At 68.0% G+C, this 25,905-nt stretch carries 18 protein-coding genes; 11 read left to right on the forward strand and 7 right to left on the reverse strand.

The annotated features are described in order from the left end of the window. Positions 1-48 precede the first annotated feature (48 nt). The 5 genes from ON23_RS37705 to ON23_RS04110 are packed head-to-tail and all read right to left on the reverse strand — an operon-like array spanning position 49 to position 2,522. Complete coding sequence (locus ON23_RS37705; protein ID WP_157170152.1) at positions 49-1,023, reverse strand: hypothetical protein; 975 nt, start codon at positions 1,021-1,023, stop codon at positions 49-51. Between the two features lie 21 nt (positions 1,024-1,044). Continuing rightward, positions 1,045-1,527 carry a hypothetical protein gene (locus ON23_RS04100; protein WP_039776478.1) on the reverse strand — a complete coding sequence of 161 codons (483 nt, stop codon included), beginning with the start codon at positions 1,525-1,527 and terminating at the stop codon, positions 1,045-1,047. 48 nt (positions 1,528-1,575) lie between these two features. After that, a complete protein-coding gene (locus ON23_RS37710) occupies positions 1,576-1,731 on the reverse strand; it encodes a hypothetical protein (RefSeq protein WP_157170153.1) in 156 nt (51 codons plus the stop codon). Further along, complete coding sequence (locus ON23_RS04105; protein ID WP_039776479.1) at positions 1,728-1,973, reverse strand: hypothetical protein; 246 nt, start codon at positions 1,971-1,973, stop codon at positions 1,728-1,730. Before ON23_RS04105 ends, ON23_RS37710 begins: the two co-directional genes overlap by 4 nt. Before the next feature lie 9 nt (positions 1,974-1,982). Next, complete coding sequence (locus ON23_RS04110) at positions 1,983-2,522, reverse strand: hypothetical protein (RefSeq protein WP_157170154.1); 540 nt, start codon at positions 2,520-2,522, stop codon at positions 1,983-1,985. Between the two features lie 303 nt (positions 2,523-2,825). On the opposite strand from ON23_RS04110, the gene ON23_RS04115 reads away from it, so the two are divergent. After that, complete coding sequence (locus ON23_RS04115) at positions 2,826-4,043, forward strand: helix-turn-helix domain-containing protein (protein ID WP_039776481.1); 1,218 nt, start codon at positions 2,826-2,828, stop codon at positions 4,041-4,043. A gap of 6 nt (positions 4,044-4,049) precedes the next feature. On the opposite strand, the gene ON23_RS04120 is transcribed toward ON23_RS04115, so the two are convergent. Beyond that, complete coding sequence (locus ON23_RS04120; RefSeq protein WP_039776482.1) at positions 4,050-4,364, reverse strand: putative quinol monooxygenase; 315 nt, start codon at positions 4,362-4,364, stop codon at positions 4,050-4,052. Between the two features lie 161 nt (positions 4,365-4,525). Next, positions 4,526-5,224 (reverse strand): siderophore-interacting protein, encoded by a 699-nt coding sequence (locus ON23_RS04125; RefSeq protein WP_039776483.1) that lies wholly within the window; start codon positions 5,222-5,224, stop codon positions 4,526-4,528. A 145-nt stretch (positions 5,225-5,369) separates the two neighbouring features. On the opposite strand from ON23_RS04125, the gene ON23_RS04130 reads away from it, so the two are divergent. The 10 genes from ON23_RS04130 to ON23_RS04175 all read left to right on the forward strand — a co-directional run bounded on the left by ON23_RS04130 (position 5,370) and on the right by ON23_RS04175 (position 25,643). After that, positions 5,370-8,828, forward strand: a complete 3,459-nt coding sequence (locus tag ON23_RS04130) for a non-ribosomal peptide synthetase (protein WP_039776484.1) — start codon at positions 5,370-5,372, stop codon at positions 8,826-8,828. Positions 8,829-8,878: 50 nt separating this feature from the next. Next, a complete protein-coding gene (locus ON23_RS04135) occupies positions 8,879-15,052 on the forward strand; it encodes a non-ribosomal peptide synthetase (RefSeq protein WP_039776486.1) in 6,174 nt (2,057 codons plus the stop codon). Between the two features lie 23 nt (positions 15,053-15,075). Next, positions 15,076-15,828, forward strand: a complete 753-nt coding sequence (locus ON23_RS04140; protein ID WP_039776487.1) for a thioesterase II family protein — start codon at positions 15,076-15,078, stop codon at positions 15,826-15,828. Beyond that, positions 15,825-17,123 carry a beta-ketoacyl [acyl carrier protein] synthase domain-containing protein gene (locus ON23_RS04145; protein ID WP_039776488.1) on the forward strand — a complete coding sequence of 433 codons (1,299 nt, stop codon included), beginning with the start codon at positions 15,825-15,827 and terminating at the stop codon, positions 17,121-17,123. Before ON23_RS04140 ends, ON23_RS04145 begins: the two co-directional genes overlap by 4 nt. Beyond that, the gene (gene nbtC, locus ON23_RS04150) at positions 17,116-20,160 is read left to right on the forward strand and encodes a nocobactin polyketide synthase NbtC (RefSeq protein ID WP_039776490.1); all 3,045 of its coding nucleotides are present in this window, start codon (positions 17,116-17,118) and stop codon (positions 20,158-20,160) included. The genes ON23_RS04145 and nbtC overlap by 8 nt, the downstream gene beginning before the upstream one ends. A gap of 76 nt (positions 20,161-20,236) precedes the next feature. After that, the gene (locus tag ON23_RS04155) at positions 20,237-21,214 is read left to right on the forward strand and encodes an ATP-binding cassette domain-containing protein (protein WP_244970184.1); all 978 of its coding nucleotides are present in this window, start codon (positions 20,237-20,239) and stop codon (positions 21,212-21,214) included. Continuing rightward, on the forward strand, positions 21,211-21,996 hold the full coding sequence (locus tag ON23_RS04160; RefSeq protein WP_039776493.1) for an ABC transporter permease: 786 nt from the start codon (positions 21,211-21,213) through the stop codon (positions 21,994-21,996). Before ON23_RS04155 ends, ON23_RS04160 begins: the two co-directional genes overlap by 4 nt. Then, on the forward strand, positions 21,993-22,802 hold the full coding sequence (locus ON23_RS04165) for an ABC transporter permease (protein ID WP_244970183.1): 810 nt from the start codon (positions 21,993-21,995) through the stop codon (positions 22,800-22,802). The genes ON23_RS04160 and ON23_RS04165 overlap by 4 nt, the downstream gene beginning before the upstream one ends. Before the next feature lie 293 nt (positions 22,803-23,095). Beyond that, on the forward strand, positions 23,096-24,277 hold the full coding sequence (locus tag ON23_RS04170; protein ID WP_157170155.1) for a lipase family protein: 1,182 nt from the start codon (positions 23,096-23,098) through the stop codon (positions 24,275-24,277). Between the two features lie 49 nt (positions 24,278-24,326). Then, the gene (locus tag ON23_RS04175; RefSeq protein WP_157170156.1) at positions 24,327-25,643 is read left to right on the forward strand and encodes a lipase family protein; all 1,317 of its coding nucleotides are present in this window, start codon (positions 24,327-24,329) and stop codon (positions 25,641-25,643) included. The last annotated feature ends 262 nt before the right edge of the window (positions 25,644-25,905 follow it).

Genomic DNA, 25,905 nt, shown 5'->3' on the forward strand with positions numbered 1-25,905 from the left:
GCACCGGACCGGCGGCGGTCACGGATCGATACCGTGATCGCCGCCGCGCTACCGGTGTTCGCGCCCGCCGCGTCCACGTTCGTCCCGCATGCGTGCCCGCTCCTCCCGGCCGGCCCGGGTCTTCCCTGGGGATGGTGGTTGCCGATGCAGGTGTTCCAGGCCCGGTGTCGGGCGACTCCTGATCAGGAGCTCCGCCACGTCGGGAGGGAATCTCCCTCGTGTCTGCGCGTCGGCCAGGTCCCTCTCCCGCTGTTTTCGCTCCCGTTCGTCTCGCTCCAGTCGTGCACGCTCTTCTGCTTTGACGTTCTCCTGGTGGCGAGCCTGTTCGGCGGCGTCGGCTGCCTCGCGCGCCTGCTGCACCTGCGCGGCGTACGCGCTCAGCTCGTTCAATTCCGCGAGCGCGCGCGCTTCGCGTAATTCACGCGCTTCCTGGGCCGCACGCTCTTCGCGTTTGATGCCCTTCATGACATTCCCGAATACGCGTGCAACCCGCTGTGCGGCTTCGCGGGCTGTTCGTTCGCGCCGCTGTCTTTCTTCGTTCTGCCGCAACCGTTCTGCCGCTTCGCGGACTTTAGGAAGTCGTGAAGCCAACGACCGGCCGAGCTCGAGTGCGCGCGCTGCGTCGGCTCTCGACAACACCTCGTGTTCGAACCGCCCCGGGAAATCCCGTGTCATTGCTCGTAACTCGTCGCCGACCGAACGGGGAATCTTCTCGCCGGCCACAGTTTCCCAGCGGCTGTGGGTCAGCTTCCCGGATTCGAGAGCGCTTCGTTCACGACGCAATTGTTCCAGCGTGGACCGTTCATGGATTCGACCGGATTTGCGTTCGACACCGCGTGTTCCACGGCCATCGGTCCGAGCCGAATCCAGAATGCGCGCCCTATTGCCAACCTGCAATTGGAACTGGCGGACCCAGCCCCGTTCGGCTGTTTCTCCCCGGATGTGTGCTCTGCCTAATTCGAAATACAGGCCACGTTCATAATTCGACAATCCACCTCGGATGCCGTCGTATTCGTCCGGCACACGCCCCCCTGATGCTCATGATCAGATAGGTACTCCGGCCTTCTGGATGCTGTACTCGACCATCCGAGGGCCGTAGTTCTCCATGAACAGTTCCCGGGCCAGCGAGATGACGTTCTCGCCGAGTCCGGAGTCGACGAAGTGCACGGCTGGGCCGAAGTCGGTGTAGAGCGGAGCTCCCGACCCGGGATCGTTGGTCCATGCCATGCCGGGATGCTGTTTGACACAGCATTCACCCAGGAAACGAACGAATTGATCTGCGCGATCACGATTTTCCGGCGTGCTGAATGTGTCCCAGTCGCCGAACAGTTCCAGCGTCGCGTCCAGGACGCGCGTCAGCACCGCAGGCTTCCACCACGGGTCTTCGTAGTCGGCAATGCCCGGAACGGTGTTGGAGAGAAAGGACCGCACCTGCGACTCCATACGCTGCGGCGCGACCCAATCCAGGAAGGCTTGGGTCTTTTCGTCGAATTCGATGTCGAATCCCATCTGCTCGGCGTCGCTCATCTCCGGCTCCCCTCGTCGGTAGGCTGCTGCTGGTCAGACTATCCCGCCTCACTGTCGTGTTCGGTCGTCCTCGTCTTCGATGCGCTGGCGGATTTCGTCCACGGAACGGCCTCTCGGGATCCGGGTCGGCCAGCACCACACCGCGACTGAGACGATCATCAGAACACCGAGCGCGGTGGCGCCGAAGACCCAGATGTCACTCACGGAAGTGTCCACAGCCGTTCACAGGGCAGCCGCCGGCGCTGCGGATCCGGCGGCTCGAACGTCACCGACACCGCGGGGTAGTCGGCGACACAATGCAATGCGAAGCGGATCGCGGCCGGTATGCACGCGACGAACTTCAGCTCGTGTCTGCCCGGTACGGTGATGAGCACGCAGAGCCCGATGTCCGGTTCGTGCGGTAGCGGCGATTCGGGTTGAGCTTCAGTGGGTCCGGTGAAGCTCATCGCGGCTCGCTATCGGTTACCGGTCGACGCGTAGTCGGCGAGCCCGCTCAAGATGTCGAGCAGGGTCTCCAGGTTCACTCCGTCCGGTAGCGGACAGTCGTTGGTGCGCCGCGGCCGGAACCGCAGCCCGCGCGCCGCCGCACGCTCGCGAGGGCTGTCGACCGGCGGGACGATTTTGCCGGCGCGGACCAGGCAGCTGTATGCGCTCGCTTTGCGCGGGCATTCGACCGCGCGGCAATTCACGTGCTCCTGCATGATCTGTTGCGCCGACGCGACAGTGAGCGGTTGCTCCGGGTGCGAGTGTTCGGGATCGGCGAAGCCCGGCAGGGTCACCGCCCATGTCGCTGGGGGACAGACCGTTTCGAGGTCGAACATGTCGCAGACCCGGCTCGGGCTGTTGCCGACGGTCTCCAGGTCGTAGACGACGATCGCGTCGACATTCAGGCTGGCGGCCAGTCCCAGCGCGTAACCCACCGGATCGGCGGCGTCGGCCGGCGGCCGCACCGTGTACAGGTGGAGATAGCCGAGACGTTCTGCGTGGCGCTGCACCTCCATCGCGTGCCGCGGGGCGTTGGGGCCGGAGACTTCTGCACGTACGAGGCATATCGCGGTCGGCTTCGCGTTCGCTTCACCGGAATCCATTGTGTGCCCTTCCATCTCGTGTGTGTGAGCGGCTCCCGCCGCCGGAGATCCATTCCTGTCGATCCGGCGTCGCCGTGGGTTGGATCGATGAGCGAAAGGGTGGCGGTTCGACCCGGCGGCGGGGCCTGGGTAGACATTGGACGAAGAGGAAGGCATGGAGTACGAAGAAATTTCGTATCGAACGCTTCGCGACCGAGTGACAATGACCCCGTGGGCAAAGTTGGCGAGCAGCATGCGGGAGTAGCGGTACGCGTCGCGCAGGCGCGGAAGTTGGCAGGTCTCACTCAGAGTCAGCTGGCGGACCGGGCAAATATCTCGGTGGGATTGGTGCGTTCGGTCGAACAGCGAAGAGTTCCAGCGACCGCGGCGTTCGTGGGTGCGGTGTCCAAAGCGCTACGCGTTAGTGTCACCGACCTGACTGGTCAGCCCTACCCGCCGGCTCCGGGCGCGGACACGGCGATGCATTCGGTTGTGGCGGTGTTGCGGACGGAGTTGGCGGCCTTTGACATCGACAATGCGAACATATCCTGGGTTCGGCCGATGACGAACATCGCCACCGACGTCGAGCGCATTTCCCGCTACCGTCGCAACGCGTCCTTCCATAAGCTCGCCGAGGAACTCCCTGCCCTATTGGGCGAGGTACGGGCGACTGTGCACCGTACCAGCGGGCAAATACGTGATCAGGCATTGATGATGATGTGCGAGCTGTACTACTCGTCTCACAGCCTCGCTCACAAGCTCGGTTACACCGATCTCGCCACTGTTGCCGTCGATCGAATCGCCTGGGCTGCAGGAGAATCGACAAGTCAGCTGTGGAAAGCGACAAGCCAGTTCCAACGGGCGGCGCTATTGTCCTCGGGTGGGGACTGGGCCGCTGCGCTGACGTTTCTCGAACAGTGCCGCGTCGAGATCGAGCCACGCCTCGGCGCAGGCCGACGGTCCGACCTCATCGCCTGGGGCGGACTTCATCTTCAGTCTGGGTTGGCCGCCGCGCGGTCCGGAAAACGGGGTCTTGCCGATGCGCATCTCTCGGAAGCGCGTGAGACCGCGTCTCGGTTGGGTGATGATCGGGATACGATTCTCTCGTTCGGTCCAACGAACGTGGGGATCTGGTCCGTCGCTCTGGCTGTGGAGGCGATGGACGGCACCGAGGCTCTGAACAGGGCGAAAGCGCTGGTGATCCCCTCTGATGCGCCTAAAGAACGCGCCGGGCATCATTACATCGATCTGTCGCGAGCATTCCTTCTTCACGGCAATCGGCGACATGCATTCACGGCCCTGCAAACCGCGAAATCCATCGCGCCGGCGCAGACCCGCTACAACCCGATGGTTCACGAAACCGTGCGGGCACTGGCGCGCGCGGAAGCTCGCAGTGTCGAGACCGTGCGTGGGTTCGCGGTGTGGTGTGGAATCGCGGACCGACTCTGACTCGCACTACTGCACAGCAGCAGGCCCCTTTGCCGCTGTGGGAGTGAGGAATTCGACGCGGAACGACTCAACGTACTCTGATCGCTGCTCGAGGAACCGTCGAGTGTGGGGCTGGCGTTCGTGCTCGTTGAACGCCTCACGGTCCCGGTACACCTCATAGAAGATCCGGGAGAGTGGTTCGTCGACAACCGTGTGAGTCGCATAGACGAGGGTCCCGGGTTCCTTGGCTGTGATCGTTCGGACAGTTTCGGCGACCAAGGCGTCGAAGGCGGTTGCCTTCTCCTCATTCTCCAGATCGAACCTCACGACGAGCGCGAACATCGGACTCCTTCGAGCGCTGTTGTGGCAACCGACAGAGAGTAACCCCGAAGCCGGGCGGCGTGCTCGGAGTATTCGAGCTCGTACCACCTGTCGTAATCCTCAGGTCGGGTGCACGTTCCACACCGCGAGCCGCCGCCCCGACGTCCCCGGCCGCGTGCGAATCATCGCCAGTATCCGCGTGCTGCGACATTCCCCTTGGGCAGTTTGGATTTCAGTGATTTGGCGACGGCCCGGGTCGTGGCGGCGTCGCACGCGGCCCAGCCGAAGGCATCCGGGGAGCAGGTGACCGATTCGGCGGCTTGCCGGAGCAGCTGGCCGTAGTTGACGCGCTCGACCCAGGTGACCTCCGTCTTGGGGCCGCTGCGCACGGGCAGCGACTGTTCGGATTCGTGCTGCCATTCCAGCCAGACCCGGGCGGGAGTTTCGCCGATCGCGTCCAGGAGCGAGTTGACGGCGGGCAGGGAGGCACTGTCGCCGAAGATCAGAAACTCGGAGGGGACCGGTTCGGGCACAGCGAATTTCGAGCCCATAACCGTCGCGTCGATGACATCGCCGACCGCGGCTTTCTCGGCCCAGCGCGAGGCGGGTCCACCGTGCAGGGCGAATTCGATATCGAAGGTGTCGGCCTCAGGATTCGGGTCGACCAGGGTGTAGCCCCGCTGGACGAGATTGCCGCTGTCCTCGGCGAACCAGATCCGTACCCATTGGGTGGGGTGGACCGGGTGCTCGGTCAGCAGGCCGCCGCCGGTGAAGCCGATGCGCAAGTATCTGTCGCTGATCTGTCGCGTCGAGGTCACTGTGAACCGGTAGTCGTCGGCGCCGAGCGCCTTCAGCACGATGCCATTGAACCCTTTGCCCATGTGGCTAGAGTAGCGGAGTTAGGTTAGCCAAACCACATCCCTACGCAGTCGGGGTCGCCTGGGCTACTATGCTTGGAGGTTAGGCAAGCCTAGCCTTTGAATTAGGTGGTGAGGCCCGATTTCCGGCCGGTGAGGAGTTTGTCTGATGCTCGGCAAGGCTGACGTTCGTGACATCGTGGCGGCGGAGCTGGGGATCCGACCCGACGAGATCGGATACGACGACGATCTGGTCGGCCTGGGCATGCATTCGATGAAGCTGATGCGCCTCGCCGGTCGCTGGCGCAAACAGGGCCATGAGGTCCGCAGCTCCGAACTCGCACTCGCGCCCACGATTTCCGCGTGGGCCGAATTGCTCGGCGCCACTGCCGAACCCACGCCGACCGCTACTCCTGCCACCTCGGCCGAAGCCGGTGCCGCATTCGCCGACGGCGAGGAATTCCCCCTCGCCACCATGCAGCACGCCTACTGGGTGGGCCGCCGCCAGGATCAGCAGCTCGGCGGTGTCGCCGCCCATCTCTACGTCGAATTCGACGGCCGCGGCCTCGATGCCGAGCGCATGGGCCGTGCGGTCGAACGCCTGGTCCGTCGCCATCCCCAGTTGCGCGTGCAGTTCACCGACGCCGGCACGCAGCGCGTACTGCCCGAGCCGCTGCTCCCGGTGTTCCGGGTGGAGGATCTGCGCGCGGCCGCCGATCCGGACGCGGAACTGGAACGGCTGCGCCAGGACAAGAGTCATCAGCGGATGGACGTCGAGGCCGGACAGGTCGTCGACATCACCCTCACCCTGCTGCCCGGCGACGCCCACCGCGTGCACGTCGATGTGGACATGCTCGCCGGAGATGCCTTGAGCTATCGGCGAATTCTCGACGATCTGGCCGCGCTCTACGACAGCGACGCCGATCCGGCCGATACCGTCGGCTACACCTTCCGCGAATATCTCGACGCCAGAGCGCGCCACACGCCGGACAATTCGGCCGCCCAGGCCTGGTGGGAGCAGCGACTCGCCGACCTGCCCGATATCCCGTCGTTGCCGGTACTGGCCGAGGACGAGCGCGCCGACCCGAGCCGCAGCATCCGGTTGCACCACTGGTTCGAACCCGAGGCCAAGGCCGGATTCGACAAGCTCGCCCACAGCCACGGTGTCACCCCGGCGGTGGCGCTGGCCACGGTGTTCGCCGAGGCCATCGCGCGCTGGTCCGCGCGGCAGCGCTTCCTGCTGAACGTCCCGCTCTTCGACCGGGAGCCGCTGCACGACGATATCGACCGCGTGGTCGGCGACTTCACCAATTCGGTCCTGGTCGACGTCGACGCTCGCGCGCCGGAATCGATGGTCGCCCGCGCCAAGCGCCTGCAACGCGAATTGCACACCTGCGCCGTGCATTCCGTATACGAGGGCCTGGATGTGCTGCGCGACCTCGGCCGCCTGCGCGGCGGTCCGGTGACGCCGTCGGTGGTCTTCACCTCCGGCCTGGACCTGGGCGAGCTCTTCTCCGAGCGGGTCACCACCCGGTTCGGCGAGCCGGTGTGGATTCTGTCGCAGGGCCCGCAGGTCGATCTCGACGCTCAGGTCGCCGAACTGGGCGGCGGTCTGCTGGTCAATTGGGATGTGCGCCGCGACGCCATGCCCGAGGGCGTGGTCGCGGCGATGTTCGCCGAATTCCGCCGCCTGCTGCTGGCCCTCGCCGAGCCGGGTGCGGACTGGAACGCACCGCTGTCGATCGAGCTGCCGGCGCAGCAGCGTGCGGTGCGCGAGCGGGTGAACGACACCTTCACCGACTGGCAGGCCCGCACCCTGCATGGTGACTTCTTCGACCGCGCCCGGCGCAAGCCGGAGCCCGAGGCCCTGCGCTGGCGCGGCGGTGCCTGCGACTACGGCGATCTGGCCGATCAGGCGCTCGCGGTGGCCGCCGCGCTCACCGATGCCGGCGTGCGGCCGGGCGATACCGTCGCCGTGGTGATTCCCAAGGGCCACCGGCAGATTCCGGCCGTCCTCGGTGTGCTGGCCGCGGGGGCGGCCTACGTGCCGATCGGCACCGGTCAGCCGCCGGCGCGGCGTGACCGCATTCTGGCGCGCGCCGGTGCCCGGGTCGCGCTCACCGATGCGGCGCTCGACCTGCCGGCCGACGTCACCGCCGTCGAATTGACGACCGCGCTGGCCGGGCGTCGCCTCGAGCGCGCCCACGCGAGCGATCCGGACGCCGTCGCCTACGTGTTGTTCACGTCCGGATCCACGGGTGAACCCAAGGGTGTCGAGGTCAGCCATCGCGCCGCCGCCAACACCATCGACGCCCTCGCCGCGTATTTCCGCCTGGACGCGAGCGCTCGGCTGCTGGGCCTGTCGTCGCTGGAATTCGATCTGTCGGTCTTCGACATCTTCGCCCCGCTCGCCCTGGGCGGTGCGCTGGTGTGCGTGGACGGCGAGATCGAGCGGGACGCCCAGGCGTGGGCCCGGCTGATCGCCGAACACGAAGTGAGCGTGCTCAATTGCGCGCCCGGCTTGATCGGGATGCTGCTGGACTCCGCCGACGCGGCGGCCTTGCGCACCCTGCGGGTGGTCGTCACCGGCGGTGACCGGGTCGACGCCGAACTCGCGCATCGCCTGCGCGCCCTGGTTCCGGACCTGCGTTTCGCCGGTCTCGGCGGTGCCACCGAGGCCGCGATCCACTCGACCGTCTGCGAAGTGACCGACGACTTCCCGGCCGACCGCGCCACCGTGCCCTACGGCACGCCGCTGGCGAATGTGGCGATGCGGGTGGTGAACGAGCGCGGCGAGGACTGCCCGGACTGGGTCGTCGGCGAATTGTGGATCGGCGGAACCAGTGTGGCCGACGGCTACCGCGGCGACCCGGAACGCACCGCCCAGCGCTTCGTCGAATACGGCGGCCTGCGCTGGTACCGCACCGGCGACCTGGCCCGGTATCTGCCCGACGGCACCGTCGACTTCCTCGGTCGCGCCGACCATCAGGTCAAGATCCGCGGCTACCGCGTGGAACTCGGTGAGGTCGAGACCGCGCTGACCACACTGCCGTCCGTCCAGCAGGCCGTCGCGTTGGTGACCGGTTCCGGCCGGTTGGCCGCCGCGGTGCGGGCCGGCGGTGTCACCGCCGACGAGTTGCGGGTAGCGCTGCGGGATCTGCTTCCCGCCCACATGATCCCGGACCTGATCGAGATCGTGGCCGAGATCCCGCTGACTCCCAACGGGAAACTGGACCGGACCGCGATCCGGCGGCTGGTCGAGGCCGGCGCCCCCGATGCCGGCGCGGCCGCGGTGGCGCCCGCGAACGAGATCGAGGCGGCGCTGGCCTATATCGCGGCGCAGATCCTCGGTGTCGAGACGGTCGGTGTGGAAACCGATTTCTTCGAGATCGGCGGCAACTCGATCCTGGCCACCACGTTCACCGCCAAGGTGCGCGGACTGCTCGCGATCGAGAAATTCGGTGTCACCGCGGTCTTCGGCGGACGGACCGTGCGCCGCATCGCCGCACAACTGCAGGCCGACGAGACCACCCCCGGGCGCTTGGCGCAGGTGTCGCGGATCCTGCTGGAACTGGCCGAAGTGCCGGTGCCCCAGCCGGATTCGGCCCTCGCCCCGGCGGGGAACTGACCGCAGCACCGGGCATCCGAGTTTTCGTTGTAGACAGATTGGTTCGTCAGATGCGTTCGCTGGAAGACCTGCAGGTAGCGATGGCGGCTCGGCTCGCCGAGGAAGGTTTGGCCACCGCCGCGGCCGTGCCGGTACGCCGGAATCCGCAGCGGGCGCCGTTGTCGTTCGGGCAGCGTTACGTGTGGGCGCATCAGCAGATCTCGCCCGGCAGCTCCGCCTACAACCTGTGCCTGGCGCTGACCTTCGAGGGCGCGGCGGACGCCGAGCCGATCGATGCGGGCGCGCTGCGCGCGGCCTTCGCCGCGCTCGCCGAGCGGCACGAGGTGCTGCGCACCACCTATCACACCGATGCGGACGGTGAGCCCTATCAGCGGATCCACGCCGACCTGCCGCCCCGGCTGATGGAGGAGGATCTGTCCGGTCTCGCCGGGGAACAGGCCCGGCGGCGGTTGCGCGAGCTGACCGAGGCGGCGGCCCGCGAAACCTTCGATCTGACCGCGGAATCCTCGCTGCGGGTGACCTTCGTCCGGATGTCGGCCGTTGAACTGGTCGCGGTGGTGGTGATTCAGCACATCGCGTGGGACGGGATGACGCTGCCGGCCCTCTCCCGGGACGTGGAGAACTTCTACCGGCAGGCCCTCACCGGCCCGGTCACGGTGGAGCCGCTGCGGTTGCAGGTCGCCGATTTCGCCGAATGGGAGGCCGACCGGTTCGCGGCCGAGGATCATGCCGAGGATATTCGCTTCTGGCAGAGCCGCTTCGACGGGGAACTTCCGGAGCTGCAACTGCCCTACGATCGCCGCCCCGTGGCGGCCACCGAACGCGGCGCCCGCTGCGATCGCCCGCTGAGTGCGGCCGCCGACACCGCGCTGCGCCGCCTCACCGCCGAACTGCGCACCACCCCGTTCTCGGTATTCCTCGCCGCCTACTACGTCGCGCTGCGGGAGATGACCGGGCGCGGCGACATGGTCATCGGCACCACCGTGGCCAACCGGGAAGAGTCCGGGATGGAGCTGCTGATCGGCAATCTCAGCAATATGCTCCCGCTGCACATCGCCGGCCGTGACGATCAGCGCTTCGCCGAGCTGGTCGAACAGGTGCGCGGCGTGATCACCGACGCGTTCGGGCACAAGCATTTTCCGCAGGAAGGCATCGTCCGCGCGGTGAACGCCGCGACCGGCAACGTCGGCTCGAACCTGTTCGACACGATGGTGCTGTTCCTGCACCAGAAGATCGACGGCCCCCAGCTGCCGGGCGTCACCACCAGCTGGGAGCTGATGGACAACGGCGCCGCCCTGCTGCCGCTGGTGGTGGAGACATTCATGCACGGTGATCGGACCGACGTCCAGATCACCTATCGCACCGACCTTTTCGACGCCGTCACGATCGATCGCCTGCACGAGTACATCGACCTGGTGCTCGCCGCCGCGACCGCCGACCGGCGGGTATCGGAGCTGGCCACGCTGTCGCCGACCGACCGCGCGGCGCTGGCACAGTGGTCGCACGGCGCCGCGGTGCCGATCGAGGCGGAGACCGCCGACGCGATGATCCGCGCCTCCGCGCGCACCTACCCGGACCGCACGGCCGTGGTGTTCGGTGACATCGAGCTGAGCTACCGCGAATTCGATACCCGGGTGAACCGGCTCGCGCGGTTGCTGCTGGAAGACGGGGTGCGGCCCGGCGATCGCGTCGGTGTCTACGCCGAACGCAGTGAACGGCTGCCGATCGCGTTCGCTGCGGTGCTGCGCGTCGGCGCGGTGTATTTCCCGATCGACCCCAGCTACCCGATCGACCGCATCGAGTACATGCTCGGCGATGCCGAACCGGCGCTGCTGCTGACCTCTGCCGACAAGGCGCTGAGCGTCGAGACCGCGTTTCCCACAGTCGATCTCGTGGACCCGCACGTGATCGAACGCCTGTCCGCACTCGACGGCTCGGAGCTGTCGCCGGCCGCACTGCCGCGGCCGCTGCATCCGCTCGATCCCGCCTATCTGCTCTACACCTCCGGCACCACCGGCCGCCCCAAAGGTGTCGTGATCCATCACCGCGGCATCGCCAACCACGTGCAGTGGATGCGCGACTATCTCGGCTTCGGCGCGGAGCGCATCCTGCAGAAGGCGCCGATCGGCTTCGACGTCTCGGTCTTCGAGCTGGTGAACGCGCTGTGCACCGGATCGGCGACGGTGCTGCCGCCGCCGCAGTGGTGGCAGGCCGACGTGGAGGCCCTCGCCGAGATCATCCACCGGCATCGCATCACACAGATCTCGTTGGTGCCCAGCGTGGTTCGCGCCTTCATCGACGCCGGACCGGATCCGGCGCGGCTGCAGTCCATGCGCTACGTGTACCTGGGCGGCGAGGCGGTACCACCCGCTCTGGTCGAGGAATCGAGCCGGTTCTTCGGTGGCACGGTGCTCGGCCTCTACGGCCCCACCGAGGGCTCGATGGACCTCATGCACGAGGACTTCGCCGGCCGTACGAATACCGAAGCCACGGCCGGCACTGCGCTCGAACCGGCGCTCATCGGCCTGCCCGAATGGAATTCGTCGGTGTACGTGCTGGACGAGCGGTTGCGGCAGGTCCCGCCCGGCGTGATCGGTGAGCTCTACCTCGGCGGCGTGCAGCTCGCGCAGGGCTACCACCGCCGCCCCGATCTGACCGCCGGAGCCTTCGTGGCGTGCCCGTTCGCCGGTGATCCCGGTGCCCGGATGTATCGCACCGGCGATATCGTGCGCTGGAATTCGCAGGGCCGCATGGAATATCTGGGCCGGGTCGACGATCAGGTCAAGGTACGCGGGCATCGCATCGAACTCGGTGAGATCGGCACCGTGCTGCGCCGCGTACCCGGCATCGCCTCCGCCGTGGCGATCACCGTGCCGCAGAGTGCGCAGAGCCACGACCTGGCGCTGGTGGCCTACTATGTGCCCGAAGCGAATTCGGAATTCGCCACCGGCGGCGACGCCGAGAACACCGAGCGCATCAAAGCCGCACTGGCGCAACGCCTGCCGGAATACATGATCCCCACGGCACTGGTGAAACTGGCGGCACTGCCGCTGACCGCCAACGGCAAACTCGACCGCCGGGCACTGCCGCAGCCGGATCTCGGTGGCAGCACCGGCCACGGCCGGCAACTGCGCGCGGGCGCCGAAGCCGCGGTCGCGGAGGTGGTGCGCGCGGTGCTGCACCTCGGCGATTCCACCGCGCTGGCCGCCGACGACGACTTCCTGGCCCTGGGCGGCGATTCCATCAGCGCGATCCGGATGGCGTCGGCGCTGAAGAAGTACGGATTGCTGATCACCACCAGCGCCCTGTTCGACGCGCGCACGATCGCCCGCATCGCCGCGGCGTGCGAGCCGATCGTCGAGAGCAGCGGCCCGGCCCTGGTCGAGGCGGAGAGCCCGGCCGGCTGGATCCCGCTCAATCCCATCGCGGCCCTGCTCACCGAACAATCCGGCGACTACCACGCCTACACCCAGGCCACCGCGGTCGTGGCGCCCGCGCACAGCACTCGCGAACAGATCGCCGAGGTGGTCTCGGCGCTGGCCGCACGCCATCCGATGCTGCGTGCCCGGCTCGGCACCGATCCCCAGGGCGCCACGGCATATTACGTGCCGGAACCGGACGAGCCGACCGCCGCGCCCGCCGTCGCGGAGATCGTGATCGGCGACGAGAGCTGGGACCGCACCGCGGGTGCGCGCCTGAACGAGCAGTTGGCCGAGTTGAGCGCGCGGCTGGACCCCGCCGCGGGCCGCATGCTCGCCGCCGCCTGGGTGCACTCCGCCGACGGCACGCAGGGGCGGCTGCTGCTGGTCGTGCACCACCTGGTGGTCGACGGTGTGTCCTGGCGGGTTCTGCACGACGATCTGCGCGGCCTGTGGGGCGTCGCGGCCGCGACGGTCGAACCGCAACCGGGGACCTCGGTCAAGACCTGGAACACCAGCCTGGTGCACGTGGCGAACAGCGACGCCGTCCTCGCGACGCTGCCGTACTGGCGCGCGGCCGCCGAGGCGGTGGATCCGCTGCTCGGCGGCCGCGCCCTGGACCCGGCCGTAGACACCGTCGCGACGGTCCGCGAGGTCACCGCCACCCTCGACGCGGACGACACCGCGTTCCTGATGAGCACGGCCACCACGGCTTTCGGCTGCGACTTCCTCGACATCCAGGTCGCCTCGCTGGCCGTGGCGATCCATCGCTTCCGCCGCCGTCGCGACCGGGACGCGGAGGCGGTGGCGGTGACGATGGAACGGCACGGCCGGGTCGAAACCCTGTTCAGCGGAGTCGATCTGGCCAACACCGTCGGCTGGTTCACCACCACCTATCCGGTGTCGCTGCGTATCCCGGATGCGGGCGAGCAGGTCGAATCCGCGGTGAAAGCGGTCAAGGAGCAACTGCTCGCGGTGCCCGAATCGGGAATCGGCTGGGGACTGCTGAGCCGGCTCAACCCCGCGACCCGAGCCGAGCTGGCGGATTCACCCTCGCCGCAGGTGAGTTTCAACTACATGGGCCGCTTCGCCGCCTCCGGCGCCGCCGACCGCGAATCGGTCCGAACCTGGGATGCCGCACCGGAATTCGGCTATATGGGCGGTCATGCGGATCCGGCCATGCCGGCCCCCGCCCTGCTGGACATCAACACCGTGGCACTGGCCGACGGTGACAGCGTGCGGTTGCATGCCTCCTTCCGCTTCCCGGCGGGACCACTGTCCGACGACGAGGCGGGCGAACTGGCTCAGCTGTGGGCCGAGGGCCTCGGTGAACTCGTGAAGTCGGTGCGCGACAACCCCGTTCGCCGCCTCACACCCAGCGACGTCGTCGCCGACGAGGTGACCCAGCTGGACCTGGATCGCTGGCAGGCGCTGTATCCCGGCTGCGTGGACATCTATCCGCTGGCGCCGTTGCAGGCCGGCTTGTACTTCACCGCGCTCGGCTCCGCGGGTAACGACGTCTACAACGTGCAGACGCTGATCGGGGTGCGCGGCGCACTCGACCTGCCGCTGCTGGCCGCGTCCTTCGACACCGTGCTGAACCGCTACCCCAATCTGCGCGTATCGATTTCGGTATCACATGCCGGACAGCCGTACGCGGTGGTCGCCGACCACATGCGAATCCCGGTGCGCGAGATCGACTTCGCGGACCTGCCCGACGCGCGCCAGCGGTTGCAGGAGTTCTTCCGCGCCGACCAGGCCGAGCATTTCGATCTCACAGACGGACCGCTGCTGCGGGTGACGGTGGCGCATCTTCCCGACGACCACCACATGGTGGTACTGACCTCGCACCATCTGCTCACCGACGGCTGGTCGGGTCAGCTGCTGCCGCGCGAGATCTTCGCCGAATACGCCGGTCGCGGCGGGCAGCCGCTCGGCGATCCGGAAACCTTCGCGCGCTTCCTGCGCCTCACCCGGGATCGGGAGCAGGCCACCGAGGCGGCCTGGCAGAGCTATCTCGAGGATGTGCGACCGTGCCTCGTCGCCCCGGCCCGCACGCCCGACAGCGGCGGTGTGCCGGAGGGGCGCACATTCGTCCTCGACGACGACACGGTCGCGCGCGCCACCGAACTGGCCGCGGCGCAGGGCACCACGTTCAGCCTGGTCTGCCAGCTCGCCTGGGCCAACGCGCTGCGGTACGTCACCGGCGAGCAGGCAACGGTGTTCGGTGAGGTGGTGTCGGGCCGGCCCGCCGATCTCGACGGCGTCGACCATGCCGTCGGCTGTTTCGCCAACACCATCCCGGTCGCGATCGACCTGGCCGGCGACCGCACCTGGCGCGACCACCTCGCCGAGATGCAACGGCACCGCGTGGAACTGATGGAGTACCACCAGTACCGGCTCACCTCGGCGATGCGGGCGGCGGGAGGATCCGGTCCGGCGGCGCGCAAGCTGTTCGACAGCATGTTCGTCTTCCAGTCCTATCCGCCGGGCCGCGACGAGCTGGAAACGTCGTTGCGCGAGGGCGGTTTGGAGCTGGTGTCGTTCGAGGGCGGCGGCGCCACCGACAACGCCCTGCTGCTGATGATCTTCCCGGCGAATTCCCTGCTGCCCGGCGACGCCGTGCAGGCCGTGGTGTTCTACGCCGAGGACAGCTTCGAAGCCGACGATGCCCGCATCGTCGAGACCGCCTTCCGGAATACGTTGCGCGCCATCGCCGAACAGCCCGACCGCGCCGTCGCCGACACCACGGTGATCGACGACGAGGATCAGGGCCTGCTGGTGATGCGGCGGATGTGGCAGTGACAGACATGAGGAGTCAGACGAGCATGGCAGCAGCACCCGGTTGGATCCGGCAGTTCCACGCACCGCGCGGCGCGAGCGCACCGCTGATCATCTGCCCGCACGCGGGCGGCGGCGCATCGACCTACCGGCCCTTCTCGAAGCAGTTGCGCGAACATTTCGATGTCGGTGTGCTGCAGTACCCCGGGCGCCAGGACCGGGCTCGCGAGGCCGCGTTGCGGACGTTGCCCGAGATCGCCGAGGGCGCCTTCGACGAATTCGCGCTCTCCCCGTGGAATCGCGACGAGCCGATCACGGTGCTGGGCCACAGCATGGGGTCGATCGTGGCCTTCGAATTCGTGCGCATCGCCGAATCCGAAGGCGTGCCGGTGCGATTGCTGGCGGTTTCGGGTGCGGTGCCCCCGGGACGGGTCGCCGAGATGCCGAACCATCCCACCGAGGACGAACAGCTGCTCGACCATATGGCCGGGCTGGAGGGCACCGGCTCCGATCTGCTCGGCAATCGCGAGCTGATGCGGATGGCGCTCCCGGCGCTGAAGGCCGACTACGCCGCCTTCGACCGTTATTCCTGCCCGGCGGACGTGCGCGTGCAGGCCCCCGTCCAGGCGATGGGCGGCAGCGACGACGACTACGTCACCATGGGCGACCTCTACGGCTGGCAGCAGCACACCGAATCGCACCTGCGGGTGTCGATGTTCGACGGTGGCCACTTCTATCTGCACGACCACGTCGAGGGCATCGCGGAGCTGCTGGTCGCGGAAATGGAGACCACATCATGAGCGACGCGGATCCGATCGTCGTCAGCGGCTTCGCCGTCGAGGCGCCCGGTGGCATCGAGACGCCCGGACAGTACTGGGCGGCGCTGTCGCAGGCCCGCGATCTGACCGGGCCGTTCCCACGCGACCGCGGCTGGCCGCTGGCCGAACTGCTGAACCTGTCGCGCCACGAAGGCTGGGCGGCGGTCTGCGACGCCGGCGGATTCCTCGATCGCGCAGCGGAATTCGATCCGATGTTCTTCGGTATCACCCCGCGCGAGGCCGTCGCGATGGATCCGCAGCAGCGGGTGGCGCTGCGGGTGGCCTGGCGCGCGCTGGAGAACGCCGGTATCGATCCCGCGGCTGTCGACGGTGACGAGGTGGGCTGCTATATGGGCGCCTCACCGACCGAATACGGTCCGCACGGCGCCGAGGTCAACGACTACTCCGGCTACCGCGCGGCCGGTGCCGCGCTCGGTGCGGTCGCGGGGCGGATCTCCAACTGTCTCGGTCTCGGCGGCCCGTCGATCGTGGTCGACACCGCCTGTGCCTCGTCACTGTCGGCGGTGCATATGGCGGCGGCGGCGATCCGCGCCGGGGAATGCGACTGGGCGCTGGCCGGAGCCGTGTGCGTGATGGGTTCGCCCGCCGCGTTCTTCGAATTCTCCAAGAACAACGCGCTGGCCGCGGACGGGCAGTGCAAACCGTATTCCGATGCCGCCGACGGCACGCTGTGGGGCGAGGGCGCGGGCGTTCTCGTACTCGAACGCGAATCGCGGGCCCGCGCGGCCGGTCGCCGGATCTATGCCCGGGTGCTCGCCACCCGGGTCAATCACAACGGCGCGGGGGCGCCGATCGCCGTGCCGAGCAGCCGTGCGCAGGAGCGGCTGATCCGCGCGACCGTGGCCGCAGCGGGGATTTCGCCCGAGGTCGTCGGCATGATCGAGGGACACGGCACCGCGACCGCGGTCGGGGACCCACTGGAACTCGAGGCGCTGGACCGCGTCTACGGTTCGGGCTCCGCGCGCCTGGGCTCGGTGAAATCGAATCTGGGCCACGCCCAAGCGGCGGCGGGCATGCTCGGCCTGATCAAGGTGCTGCTCAGCGGTCTGCACGGACAGATCGCGCCGACCCGCTTCGCCGACAATCCGACCGCCGAGGTGGATTGGGACGCCACCGGCTTGCGGCTGGCCGCGAAGCTCGAGGACTGGCAGCCGCACGACGGTGTGCGCTACGCGGCGGTGTCGTCGTTCGGCGTCTCGGGCACGAATGCCCATGCGCTGCTGGCCGTTCCGGCCGAAGAGGAGAGTCATGTCTAGCTATCGCCTGCCCGACGGCAGCATTCCGATCCTGCTGTCCAGCGACAACCCGGATCTGCTGGGAGCGGAGGCGGCCGCGATCGCGGACTACCTCGCCGGTCATCCCGAGGTGACGCCGGATCGGGTGGCCGACATGCTGTTTCGCACCCGGTCGCCGCGCCGCCACCGCGCCCTGGTCATGGCCGGCGCGCAGACCGATGTGATCGCCGCACTGCGCGCCGTGGCCGACGGCCACCCGCATCCGGCGGTGGTGCGCTCGGAGCGCGCCGCGAGCGCGCAGCGCGTGGCCTACGTCTTTCCCGGTCAGGGCAGCCAGCGGCCCGGCATGGGCGCGATGCTCTACGAGCACTCCTCGGCCTACCGCGACGCGGTCGACGAGTGCGACAAGGTTTTTCACGATCTCTACGGCTGGTCGCCGCGCGCCTATCTGCTCGAGGCCGACCGGCAGGCCGACGACAAGGCGCTGACCGTGCAACCGGCACTGTTCATGCAGATGGTCGGTGTGGCCGCGATGTGGCAGGCCGCCGGGGTCACCCCACGTGTGACGGTGGGGCATTCGCAGGGGGAGATCGCCGCCGCCTACGTGAGCGGGGCCCAGACCCTGCGGGACGCGGTGCGGATCGTCACCACGCGGGCGCAGATCGTCGACAGCATGGAGTTGACCGGCTATTCGATGGCGGTGCTCGGCGTCGACCGGGACGAATGCGAAGACCTGATCGCCCGGCAGGCCGATTTCGTGGAACTGTCGGTGATCAATTCCCGGCATATCATCGCGATCTCCGGTGAACGCACCGCCGTGGTCGACATCGTCGAAACCCTCAATGCCGCAGGCAAATTCGCGAAAGAGATCCGGGTGCAGTATCCCGCGCACACCTCCTTCGTGGCCACCGCGCGCGAACCGCTGTCCGGCACGGTGAGTTCGGAGATGGACAATGCCGCATTCCTCGACGCCGATATCGAGTGTTTCGGAGCCACCTTCGGCGACCGGCTGCACTCCGGACTGTCGATCGTGGACTACTGGTATCTGAATCTGCGCAACCGCGTGCGGTTCGACCTGGCCGTCAAGAAGGCCGCCGCCGCCGGTGCGACCACCTTCGTCGAGATCTCCGAACATCCCACGCTGATGCTCGCGATCCAGGAGAACCTGAGCGAAATCCCCGGACAGCGGGAATTCCAGGCGCTGGGCACCTCGCGCCGCACCGCCGAGGATCTGCGGGAGTTCACCCGCAATCTGGCGACCGTCGCGGTGCACGACGCGAATTATCGATGGGAGGCGCTGCGCGAACCCGGCGACGGTGGTGTGCCGGCACTGCCGCTGCTCGACTTCCCCAATACGCGGATGAGCGCCAAATCGCTGTGGGCGCCGTTCGATTACGCACGCGCCGCGCACAAGCCGCTCGCCGACAGCGATTCCGACGACTCGACGGTCGCCCCGCAACGGGTGGTGGAGACCTGGACCCGGTTGCAACGGCGAACGATGGTGCCGCCGCGGACCTTCGCGGTGATCGATCCGGCCGGCGCGAACGAGGACCTCGCGGCGGCCGTCCGCGCCGCCGCACCACGCCAGGGCGCCACGGTCGCGGAGCCGGGTTCCGGCACACGGCCGGACACCGTGGTGGTGCTGGCCCCGCCGTCGTCGGCGGACGGGCCCGTGCACGACGTCGCCGAATTCCTCGGTGCCCGAGCCTGGTTGGACGACCTGGACGGCATCGGCGATATCTGGCTGGTGACCAGCGGCGGCGAGCAGGTGGTCGAATCCGATCTGCCGGATCCGTTCCATGCCGCGGTGCAGGCCGGATTCCGTTGTCTGGCAGCCGAACACGTGGGTGTCGCCTTCCGGCATGCCGATCTGGGCGCCGGGGCCGACGCTGCCGCGGCGGCCAAGGCGCTGCTCGGTGCGATCCATATCGCCGCGGAACCCGAACTGGCCGTGCGTGACGGCGGCTTCTACGCCAAACGGCTGATCCTCGACGACACCGCGGGCGATGCGCCGTTGCGGGCGGAGGAATTGTGCGAGGTCGTGATCGTCGGCGGCACCGGCAAACTGGGACTGGATTTCTGTGCGCAGTTCGCCGCCGCGGGCGCGGGCCGGATCACGCTGATCAGCAGATCCGGTGGTACGGCCGCCGCCGGGGCGCGCATCGCCGAGATCGGAGCCCGGTACGACACCGAGGTCGTCGTGCGGCGCTGCGACGCCGGTGATGCGGAGGCGCTCGGCGCCCTGGCGGCGGAATACGCCGCGAGTCCGGCGACGCTGATCGTGCACGCCGCCGTGGACTACGAGGCGGCGGCCGCCGATCCGGACCCGGCCACGATCCGCGCGGCGGCGGCCGCCAAATCCGTTGTGCTGCACAATCTCGTGCGTATCTTCCCGCGCACCGACGACGGCCGCGTCGTGGTGTGCTCCTCGCTGTCGGCCACGCTGGGCGGGCGCGGGCACATGGTCTATTCGGCGATCAACCGGATGCTGGACGCGCAGGCCGCGCACTACCGGGCCGAGGGCATCCGATGCTCGTCGGTGCAGTGGGGCCTGTGGCGGGCGGTCGGCGCCGACCACGCCGAGGCGCTGGCTCGCATCAGCGGCACCGGGCTACTGCCGATGGACCCGGCGGTGGCGGTCGCCGCCGGTTTCGCACCGCGCGCCGCCAACGTGCTGGTCGCCGCCGCGCAGTGGGGACGGATCCGAGACCTGTTCTCGGTCTTCGGTTTCGCGCCGCTGTTCGCCGAACTACCCGAGGACGAGCCGGCCCCGGTGTCACCGGTCGCCGAGCCCGCCGCCGCACCCGTGCCCGCCGCCGACGTCGCGGCCGGGTCACGCGACGTCGCCGACTCCGTGCGCGATGCGCTGCGCGTGGTGATGGGGCTGGAGCCGGAGGAAGCCGTCGACGGCTCGGTTCCGCTGGTGGCGCTGGGCCTGGATTCGCTGCAGGCGCTCGATCTCCGCAAGCGGGTCGAGGCCGAGTTGCGGCGGGATCTGCCCGTCACCGCCATCCTCGGCGGCGCCTCCCTGGACGAGGTGGTGGCGCTGCTCGGCTGATGCCGAGGCGGTGGAGTTCGTCGAATGATTAAGTTAGCCTTACCAAAGTAAATGGGTGGGCGCTCGGACGGAGAGCATGGTGTCGAATTCAATGGGTGGTCCGGCGGATACGGACGACGCGATCGTCGTCGACGGTGTGGAGAAGACCTTCGGCGCGGTGCGCGCGCTGAGAGGTATCAGCTTCAGCGCTCCCGCGGGCAGTGTGCTGGGCGTGCTCGGACCCAACGGCGCGGGTAAGACCACCACGGTGTCGGTGTTGTCGACGCTGATCCGGCCCGATGCCGGCCGTGCGCGGGTGGCCGGTTTCGACGTGGTCACCCAGGCCGCGCAGGTGCGGTCGTCGATCATGCTGACCGGGCAGTACGCGGCGCTCGACGAAATGCTCACCGGCCGGGAGAATCTGGTGCTCTTCGCCCGGCTGATGGGGATGCGGCGCAAGGCCGCCGCGCAGCGCGCCGAGGAGTTGCTCGAACAGTTCGCGCTCACCGAGGCAGCGGAACGACGGGTCGGCCAGTACTCCGGCGGTATGCGCCGGCGCATCGACATCGCCTGCGGCTTGGTCCGCCCGCCACGCGTCGTATTCCTCGACGAACCCACCACCGGCCTGGACCCGGTCAGCCGCCAGAGCCTGTGGGCGCTGGTGCGCTCGCTCAAGGAACAGGGCGTGACGATCCTGCTCACCACCCAATACCTCGAGGAGGCGGATGCGTTGAGCGACAACATCATCGTCGTGGACAAGGGCACCGTGATCGCCGAGGGAACCGCCGATCAGCTCAAGGCCCGATCCGGCGACAGCTACTGCGAGGTCGTTCCGGTCGACGCCGCGGATGTGCCGGCCGTGGCCGCCGCGCTGGCGAACCTGGGCGAGGTCACCATCGCCGAATCGCGGGACCGGGTGTCGGTGCCGGCGCCCGGCGGCGCGGTGACGCTGTCGGAGGCACTCGACCGAATCAACACCGCGGGAATCGAATTGATCGACATCGCGCTGCGCCGCCCGTCCCTCGACGAGGTCTTCATTCAGCTGACCAAACCGGCCGAAGGGATATCGGCATGACCGCGGCGACCACCGAAACGCCGGAGCTGTTCCGGGTTCCGGCCGGTCTGCAGTGGTCCGCCCTGAGCGGGCGCATGATTCGCAGCGCCCTGCGCGAAGGCGATCTCGTGCTGGCCTTCGCGGCGCCCGTGGTGTTCTTCGTCTGCTTCTACGTGCCGCTGCGGCATTCCATGGAAGCCGGCGGTATCGACTACGCCCAGTACCTGCTTCCGCTGATCGCGGTCTTCGCCATGTTCTTCACCTCCATGTTCGCCGGTGACCGGGCGGCGCGAGAGGTCGTCGGCGGCATGGCCACACGGTTGCGGGCGATGCCGGTGCCGCCGTGGGTTCCGGTGACCGCGCGGATGTCGGCGAATCTGGTACGTGCCATCGCCGCCTTCGCCGGCGCGCTGGTCATCGGCACGAGTTTCGGATTCCGGTTCCACAGCGCGGATTCCGCGCTGGTCTTCGTGCTGGTGGTCCTGGCTTTCGGGGCCACCCTGGTGATCGCCACCGACGCGCTCGGCACCATCACCCGCAACAGTGAACTCAGCGGCACCGTCTTGTTCGGCCCCCAGCTGCTGCTGGTGATGACCTCCACCGGATTCGTTCCGGTGCAGGGCTTCCCGGGCTGGATCCAGCCGTACGTGCGCAATCAGCCCGTCTCCCAGATCACCGACGCGCTGCGCGGACTGGCCACGGGGGAGTACACCTCCGAACTCGGCGTGGCCGCGATCTGGATCGCGGTGCTGCTGATGGTGGCCGCGGTTCTGGCGGTGCGAGCGGAAGGACGCCGGGCATGAGCGAGATGGTGATGGGCGATTCTCCCGTGCTCGGCACCCGGATCGGCGATCTGGGATCGCAGACCCTGGTCGAGACCGGACGCCTGCTGCGGCGCTGGTCGCGGCAGCCGGAGGTGATCACCAGCACGCTGGTGCTGCCGATTCTGCTGCTGCTCATGTACGACCTGGTGCTGGACAAATCCCTCGGCGCCACCGGCGGGGCCGACCCGATCTACGGTTTCGTGCCGATGATCGCCGTGGCCGGAGCCATGTACGGCGCGATGGGTACCGGCATGTCGTTGTACGCCGAGCGGGAAAGCGGTCTGCTGCGCCGGTTCTGGGTGCTCCCGATGCACCGCTGGGCCGGACTGTCGGGCCGGCTCGTCGCCGAATGCGCCCGTGCTTTCGCGGCGACGATCGTGGTCGTCGCCGTCGGTATGGCGCTGGGCCTGCGTTTCCAGCAGGGCTGGGGCGGAGCGATCGGTGTCCTGCTGGTGCCGGTGATCGTGATCGCCGGATTCACGCCGCTGGTCGTCGCGGTCGGGGTGAGCAGTGCCGGCGACAAGGTGGTGCAGTTGTTCGCGATCGTCGTGCTGGTCGGCATGTTCTTCAATTCCGGATTCGTACCGGTGCAGAACTATCCGGGCTGGTTGCAGCCGATCGTGCGGGCCCAGCCGATGAGTTGCGCCATCGAGGCCATGCGCAACTTCACCCTCGGTGGTCCGCTGCTGGTTCCGGTGTTGCAGACCGTCGCGTGGTCGGCGGGGCTGATCGTCGTTTTCGGCGCCATGGCCATTCGCGGTTATCGGCGGGCCGTTCGGAGTTGACCGGTTCGCGCCTCCGGACAACCCGTTAGCCATTCGATAGCGAGACACGCCGACCGTCATTCTGATTCCCCGAAGATCGATACGTCTTTTTCGGTACTGTCGAGATCCGTTTGTTCGTTCCGATAGGCATCCCGAAGCTCAGGAAAGGACGAATCGTGCGGAGCCGGATTCGCAGTTGTACCGCTGTCTTGTTCGGAGCTCTCATCGCAGTCGCGGGCGGAATGGTTTCGGCGCCGCATGCCTGGACGCAGCCGCCGGCGCCGGCCGCCGCCGATGACTTCTACATTCCCCCGGTGCCGTTGCCCGCGGGGCCTCCGGGTGCCATCGTGCGGGCTCAGCCTGCGTCGTTGCTGTTCTCGGCGCCGGGACAACCCGGCGTCGTCCCGGCGATCTCGACCCGCATGATGTATCTCAGCAACGACACGCACGACGCGCCGACCGCGGTGACGGGCACGTATCTGCAGCCGACGCTGCCGTGGACCGGCCCCGGCGATCGCCCACTGGTCGCGTACGCCGTCGGCACACAGGGGCAGGGCGATCAATGCGCGCCCTCGAAATTGCTTCCGCAGCTCGCCCAATACCAGCCGCCGTTCGACGTCATCGCCGAATACGATGTGTTGGCGCTGTATTCGCTGCTGTCGCGTGGGATGGCCGTCGTGGTCACCGATTACCACGGGCTCGGCACCCCGGAAATGCACGACTTCCTGAACCGGAAAGCGCAATCCTATGCGGTCCTCGATTCGGCGCGGGCCGCGGAGCAGTTGCCGAACAACGGCCTGGGGCCCCGGCCGCCGGTCATCGTGTACGGCTACTCCCAGGGTGGTATGGCTTCGGCCGGTGCGGCCGAACTACAACCGAGCTATGCGCCCGAGCTGAATATGCGTGGCGCGTACATCGGCGGGCCGGTGGTGGACCCCGAATATTTCATCGGCTTCAACGAGGGTCAGCCGAGCCTGTCCGGTGCGGTCGGCTTCACGCTCAACGGCATCGCCGCCGACTATCCCGAGACCGGCCCGGAAATCGACGCGGAACTCAACGACGCGGGCAAGGCGCTGCTGCGCGATGCCGCGGGCAAATGCGCCATCGCGGTATCGATCGACAATCCGCAGCGGCAGACGGCCCAATTCACTTCCAGCGGACAGCCACTCACCGCCGTGATCGACCGGTCCCCGGCGTTGAGCCAGGCGTTCGCCGATCAGCGCATCGGTGGCGGCACGCCGTCGGCGCCGGTGCTCATCGCCTCGGCGAGGAACGACGAGGGTGCGCCGTTCGCGCCCATCCGAGATGTGGCCGCCGCGTGGTGCAGCCGTGGCGTGCCGGTGCAGATGGACGCGAACTCCCAGCTGCCACCGATTTCCGGTGTCATCGGCACCCACGATCTCGCGTTCTTCCCGTCGTTGGCGGCGTCGCAGATGTGGCTGACCGATCGGCTCGCGGCCGCGCCTGCGGCCAGCAATTGCGCCGCGCTGCCGTAGCGGCCCGACGCTCGACAACTATCCGCTGAAACGCAGGGAAGGATCGATCGTGAGGGGCTTGATCCGCAGATGGAACGCAGTTCTGTTCGGCTCGCTCGTCGTCATCGCGGGCGCGGCGATCTCCGCGCCACCCGCGTCGCCGCAACCGGCTGCGGAGGTCGCCGCCGATGATTTCTACATGCCGCCGCCGGTACCGCCGATGCCGCCGGGCGCGATTCTTCGCGCCCAACCGGCAGCGCTGGTGATGTCGGCGCCCGGCCGGCCGGGTGTCGTGCCGGCGGCGTCGACGCGAATGATGTACATCAGCAGCGATACTCACGACGCTCCGACCGCGGTGGTGGCGACCTATCTGCAGCCGACGCTGCCGTGGACCGGCCCGGGTGAACGTCCGCTGGTCGCATACGGAGTCGGCTCGCAGGGCCAAGGCGATCAGTGCGCGCCGTCGAAGGTGCTGCCGCAGCTGGCCCAGTTCCAGCCGCCGTACGACCTCATCGCCGAATACGACGTCATCGCGCTGACGTCGCTGCTCGCGCGCGGTATGGCCGTGGTGCTGACCGATTATCACGGGCTGGGCACACCCGATGTGCACGACTTCCTGAACCGGAAAGCGCAGGCGTATGCCGTACTCGACTCCGCGCGTGCCGCATTGCAGCTTCCGGGCACCGGGCTGAATCCGAACTCGCCGGTCATTCTGTTCGGCTACTCCCAGGGCGGCATGGCCTCGGCCGGCGCGGCCGAACTGCAATCGAAATACGCGCCCGAACTGAACGTGCGCGGTGCCTACATCGGCGGTCCGATCGTCGACCCGGAGAGTTTCATCGGCTACAACTACGGCCAACACGGAGTCGGATCCTCCGCGCCGTTCACCCTCAACGGCATCGCCGCCGACTATCCCGAAACGCGTCCGATTCTCGATGCCGAAATCAACGACGCCGGTAAAGGACTGATGAACGACGCTCTGGGTAAGTGCGCCATTGCGGCGTCAGTGGACATTCAAATACGGCGAATCACCCAAATCACCAATAGCGGAGAGCCTCTCACCGCGGTCATCGACCGATCCCCGGCGCTGAAAGCGGCATTCGACGAGCAGCGCATCGGAACCATGGCGCCCTCGATGCCGGTGCTCATCGCCTCGGCGGCGAACGACGAGGGCACGCCGTATCCGCCGGTTCGTGCCGTGGCCGCCGGTTGGTGCGCCGGTGGCACTCCGGTTCAGCTGGACGCGAATCCGCAGCTGCCCGCTGTCACCGGCGTCGTGGGCACTCACGACCTGGCCTATTTCCCGTCGCTGGCGACCGCGCATTCCTGGATGACCGATCGGCTGGCCGGGCTGCCCGCGCCCAGTAACTGCGCCGCCCTGCCGTAGCGAGCCCGACAGACGCCGCCCGCCGACCGGGGTGGGCGGCGTCGCGTCGTCTCGTGGCGAAGACCCGGCCCGGCGAAAATTCGTTGTCATACCCTGGTGATTGCGGGGTATATGCACGTCGGCAGGTCTTTTTCGCCGATCTCTGGACAGCCTGGCACGAACGGCTACTCTGAATATTTCAGGCCTACGCCGCTTCATATTCCAGGCCGGCGCCGCTTCGCGCGGCCGCATTCTCGATCTGGTGTCACTCCTTGACAGCGAG

The organism is Nocardia cerradoensis NBRC 101014, from assembly GCF_000308535.1.
GTDB lineage: Bacteria > Actinomycetota > Actinomycetes > Mycobacteriales > Mycobacteriaceae > Nocardia > Nocardia cerradoensis.